Annotated in this window: 4 protein-coding genes; all 4 read left to right on the top strand. The window is 36.3% G+C overall.

The features are described 5' to 3' along the window. Positions 1 to 426 precede the first annotated feature (426 nt). The 4 genes from argF (at position 427) to rhaA (ending at position 5,059) form a co-directional block, all read left to right on the top strand. Positions 427 to 1,368, top strand: coding sequence for an ornithine carbamoyltransferase (argF, locus tag ABD814_RS07675; protein ID WP_344911906.1), 942 nt, complete (start codon positions 427 to 429; stop codon positions 1,366 to 1,368). Positions 1,369 to 1,537: 169 nt separating this feature from the next. Then, positions 1,538 to 2,362: a rhamnulose-1-phosphate aldolase gene (rhaD, locus tag ABD814_RS07680; RefSeq protein ID WP_344911909.1), complete on the top strand. Its 825-nt coding sequence runs from the start codon at positions 1,538 to 1,540 to the stop codon at positions 2,360 to 2,362. A 30-nt stretch (positions 2,363 to 2,392) separates the two neighbouring features. Beyond that, positions 2,393 to 3,805: a rhamnulokinase gene (rhaB, locus tag ABD814_RS07685; protein ID WP_344911912.1), complete on the top strand. Its 1,413-nt coding sequence runs from the start codon at positions 2,393 to 2,395 to the stop codon at positions 3,803 to 3,805. Then, positions 3,806 to 5,059, top strand: coding sequence for an L-rhamnose isomerase (gene rhaA / locus ABD814_RS07690; protein ID WP_344911914.1), 1,254 nt, complete (start codon positions 3,806 to 3,808; stop codon positions 5,057 to 5,059). Positions 5,060 to 5,209 lie beyond the last annotated feature (150 nt).

The raw sequence follows: 5,209 nt of genomic DNA on the forward strand, positions 1-5,209 counted from the left end.
AAAACGCCTCATCAAGTATTTGCCTTAGAGCTACAAAAACTAAAGTTAGATCTTGTCGCTTAGAATTTTAGGGTCCCGGATTTTCCGCGCAAGTGTGTTTGTATTTATTTGGGCTTAAGCCCAAATAAATACAAACACACTAATAAAACAAGTTCAAAAACAGACCTGACAATATAACTTTGTGAATTCATAATATTTATTTTTCAAAGTGACTAACTTAAACTTGAAATTCAAGTTATTATAACCGATGTTTATTTTGATTAAAATTAAAAAAATCTAATTTAACCATTGAATTAATATACTGATTAGTGCATAATAATACAATGAAATAAATTGTGCTAGCCATGATCAGGAGAGTGGAATGAATCAGATGATCTGATCGGCTTGTTACTTAAAAAACTCTAAAAGAAAAGCAGGTGGACAGCGATGCATAAAAATAATTTTAAAGGCAAAGATTTTTTGACATTACTCGATTATTCAACAGAAGAAATAACCTATCTATTAGACTTAGCAAAAGAACTTAAAGCAAAACAAAAGGCAGGAAAAATATATCGCCCCTTAGAAGGGAAAGTTTTGGGGATGATTTTTGAAAAATCATCGACACGTACACGGGTTTCATTTGAAACAGGGATTTATCAGTTAGGTGGCACAGGATTGTTCTTAAGTACAAATGATATCCAACTTGGTCGTGGCGAAACAATAGCAGACACAGCCAAGGTTTTATCAAGCTATCTTGATGGAATTATGATTCGTACCTATCGCCAATCTGATGTTGAAGAATTAGCCGAACATTCAACAATACCGATTATTAATGGGTTAACTGATGATTTTCACCCGTGCCAAGTGCTCGCTGATTTACAAACGATTGAAGAAGTTAAAGGCAAATTAGCTGGTTTAAAATTAGCTTTTATTGGTGACGGGAATAATATGGCTAACTCGCTGATGATTGGAGCAGCTAAAATGGGGATTGACTTCAGCATTGCTTCACCTAATGCCTATTTACCACAGGAAAATATTGTGGAAAAAGCAAAAGCGATCGCTAAGGAAACGGGAGCAAAAATTGAATTAACGACAGATCCACTTGTAGCTGTGAAAGATGCAGACGTAATTTACACTGATGTCTGGGCAAGTATGGGTCAAGAAGAAGAACAAGAAAAACGACTGCAAGAATTTGCGGACTACCAAATTAATCAACAACTTCTCAAGCATGCCAAGTCAGATTATACATTTATGCACTGCTTACCTGCCCATCGTGGAGAAGAAGTAACGGCGGAAATTATTGATGGCAATCATTCAGTTGTCTTTCAAGAAGCGGAAAACCGTCTTCATGCCCAAAAAGCGTTAATGGTTGCTTTGATGGCGGATTAATTTTTTAAAAAAGTATGGTGAACTGACCATACTTTTTTTATGTGAAAAAATCTTTTTTTTTGTGACTATAGGGAAAATAAATCTGTATTTAATACTATTAATGTTGTTTTATTTTTGTTTTGAATGTATAATAAAGCTTGAAAAATAGATTATGAAAGCAGGTAGCTAAATGTCAAAAGCGATCGAGATTAAACAAGTGCCATTCATCAAAGAGATGATGGATATAACGAATATTATGTGGAGAAATGGTTGGGACGAAAGAAATGGTGGTAATGTAAGCTATTTACTTGATAAAGCTGAGGTTGCCAAATATTTTGATCTGAATGATGTGAAAAGAGTATTACCATTAAGTTTTCCTGTTAAAGAGCTTGCAGGTCGCTATTTTATTGTGACTGGATCTGGAAAGTATTTTAAAAATATGATTGATAATCCTGAAGATACGTTAGCGTTATTACGTGTATCAGAGAGTGGTGAATCAATTGAATTATTATGGGGATTAGTCAATGGTGATCAACCGACAAGTGAACTGCCTTCTCATTTTATGAGCCATATTGCGCGTCTTAAAGTAGATGATTCACATCGTGTCATCATGCATACACATACGACAAATGTGATTGCGATGACTTTTGTCCATGATCTATCACCGAAAGTATTTACGAAAACGTTATGGCAAATGTGTACAGAATGTATTGTTGTTTTTCCAGAAGGTGTTGCCTTATTACCATGGATGGTACCGGGTACGTCTGCAATCGGAGTGGAGACTGCAAAACAAATGGAGGAGCATCGTTTAGTTGTTTGGCCACACCACGGCATTTTTGGTGCTGGGAGCTCAATTGATGATGCGTTTGGTTTAATTGAAACGGCTGAAAAAGCAGCTGAAGTTTATATGCTTGTTGCAAGCCACCAAGGTGGAATTAAACAAACAATTACGGATCAAGAATTAGTTGACTTGGCAAACGCATTTAATGTCACTCCGAATCCAAATTATATTTAAAATTGATTTTAACAAAAGGAGGTATATTTCATGCAATCGTGTCACTTAGCTGTTGATATCGGTGCTTCCAGTGGAAGAGTGATGGCAGGTTTTATCCGAGCAGATAAATTAAATCTAGTTGAAATCTATCGCTTTAACAATCAGATGATGAACAAAGCTGACTATTTATGTTGGGATATCGACCACCTCTATCAATCAATTAAAATTGGGGTTAAACGTGCGATAGAAGAGCAGTTTCAACCTATAAGTCTAGCCATTGATACGTGGGCAGTTGATTTTGTTTTATTAGATGACAACGATCAATTGTTAACAGATGCAGTTGCTTATCGAGATGATCGAACGGATGGAATGATGGAAGAAGTCTTTCGAATCATTGGTAGAGAAGAAATCTATCAACGAACGGGCATTCAGTTTCAACCATTTAATACCATCTATCAATTAAAAGCATTACAAAATCAAGAACCGGAAATTTTAGCAAAAGCAAAAACATTTTTAATGATTCCAGATTATTTAAATTATCTATTAACAGGTAAGAAGGCCAATGAGTATACCAATGCGACATCAACGCAGCTGATTCATTTAGCAACAAATGATTGGGACGATGTTTTGATTGAAAAGTTAGGTTTTCCAAGAGAAATCTTTCAATCAATTGAATTGCCAAAAACATCATTAGGTATGATTAAGGCTGATTTAGTAGAAGAGTTTGGTGTTGAGTTTGAGGTGATCTTACCTGCGACACATGATACAGGGTCAGCTGTTGTTGCTGTACCAGAGCAATCAGAAACGATTTACTTAAGCTCAGGGACATGGTCATTAATGGGCGTGGAAACAGAGAAAGCAATCGCAACACCAGAAGCACATAGTTATAATTTTACCAATGAAGGTGGCCTTGACTATCGCTACCGATTCTTGAAAAATATTATGGGACTTTGGATGATTCAAGAGGTGAAACGACTTTTTCAAGATCAGTATAGCTTTGCTGATTTTGTTGATTTAGCCAAAGAGGCGGATCACTTTAATAGTCTTGTTGATGTCAATGATCAACGTTTTCTGAACCCGGATCATATGATTGAAACGATCAGAACGGTTTGTCGGGAAAATAATCAAGCGGTTCCAGAAACTCCAGGGGAAATTGCAAGAACAATTTACTTGAGTTTAGCGAGAAGTTATCAAAAAACGATTGAGGAAATTGAATACTTGACAGATCAAACCTACAAACATGTCAATATTATCGGTGGTGGCTGTCAAAATGAATTTTTAAACCAATTGCTTGCTGATTTTAGTGATAAAACAGTCTTAGCTGGTCCGGTTGAAGCAACAGCTATTGGAAATGTGATTGTTCAGCTTCTTGCAACAGGTCAGCTTACAAGCTTAGCAGAAGCACGTCAACTAATTAAAGACTCATTTTTAATAAAAACATTTAGGCCGAGGAGGAATGAATAAATGTCGATTGAAGCGAACTATCAAGTTGCAAAAAAACAATATGAACAGTGGGGCATTGATGTAGATGCAGCTTTAGAGAAGCTGAAGCAAGTACCTATTTCAATTCATTGCTGGCAAGGTGATGATATTACTGGTTTTGAAGTTGAAGAGCGTGAATTATCTGGTGGAATTGATGTGACTGGTAATTATCCTGGTAAAGCAACAACGCCTGAACAACTACGAAATGACATAGAAAAAGCGCTCTCACTTATTCCTGGAAAACATCGGATTAATCTCCACGCGATTTATGCCGAAACAAATGGTGGAAAGGTTGATCGCGATCAGCTTGAACCAAAACATTTTCAAAATTGGATCGATTGGGCGAAGGAACACGATTTGGGTCTTGATTTTAACCCGACACTTTTTTCACATCCTAAAGCTGAAGATGGGCTAACATTGTCTCACCCAGATAAAGAAATTCGTGATTTTTGGATTAGGCATTGTAAGGCAAGTCGCCGAATTGCTGAGCATATGGGGAAAGAATTAGGCACACCAGCATTAACGAATATTTGGATTCCAGATGGCTATAAAGATATTCCATCTGATCGATTAACACCAAGAAAACGTTTGAAGGAATCATTAGACGAAATTTATGCCGATCAAATTGATGAACGCTACAATTTAGATGCCGTGGAGAGTAAGTTATTTGGGATTGGTTCAGAAGCTTATGTTGTCGGTTCACATGAATTTTACATGGGTTACGCACTGAAAAATAATAAGTTATGTTTACTGGATTCGGGACACTACCATCCAACAGAAATGGTTTCAAATAAAATTTCGTCACTACTACTATTTAGTGATAAAGTTGCTCTACACGTATCAAGACCTGTCCGTTGGGATAGTGATCACGTCATTACTTTAGACGATGAACTGAAAGAAATTGGGCTTGAAATTGTTCGTAATGATGCATTGGATAAAGTGATGATCGGACTAGACTTCTTTGATGCAAGTATTAATCGGGTCGCTGCTTGGACGATCGGGACACGCAATATGGTTAAAGCACTTCTTTATGCCTTATTAATGCCGAATGATCAGTTGAGAACCTATCAAGATGAAGGTAACTTTACTGATCGCTTAGCCGTTTTAGAAGAATTTAAAACGTATCCATTTGGTTACATTTGGGACTACTATTGCCAAGAGATGAATGTCCCATCTGGAATGGACTGGCTTAAAGACGTTCGTGAATATGAAGAAACTGAGTTGTCAAAACGATAATTTTAAAAAACAAATCTGTAACCTGCATTATTCATAACTTGATTTTTTATAGGTGATTTGCCCATTAAATTGCCAAAAGTGAATGCCAGTTAGGGAAATTTAGTTTTTATAACTAAATAAGTATGGTTGCTCGTTAAATTTTCACTTTTC

It is taken from the genome of Amphibacillus indicireducens (assembly GCF_039539605.1).
In the GTDB taxonomy this organism is placed as follows: Bacteria; Bacillota; Bacilli; order Bacillales; family Amphibacillaceae; genus Amphibacillus; species Amphibacillus indicireducens.

Excerpts from the sequence above, each read along its gene's own strand:
- argF (WP_344911906.1), top strand. The coding sequence starts at position 427 with ATGCATAAAAATAATTTTAAAGGCAAAGATTTTTTGACATTACTCGAT.
- rhaD (WP_344911909.1), top strand. The coding sequence starts at position 1,538 with ATGTCAAAAGCGATCGAGATTAAACAAGTGCCATTCATCAAAGAGATG.
- rhaB (WP_344911912.1), top strand. The coding sequence starts at position 2,393 with ATGCAATCGTGTCACTTAGCTGTTGATATCGGTGCTTCCAGTGGAAGA.
- rhaA (WP_344911914.1), top strand. The coding sequence starts at position 3,806 with ATGTCGATTGAAGCGAACTATCAAGTTGCAAAAAAACAATATGAACAG.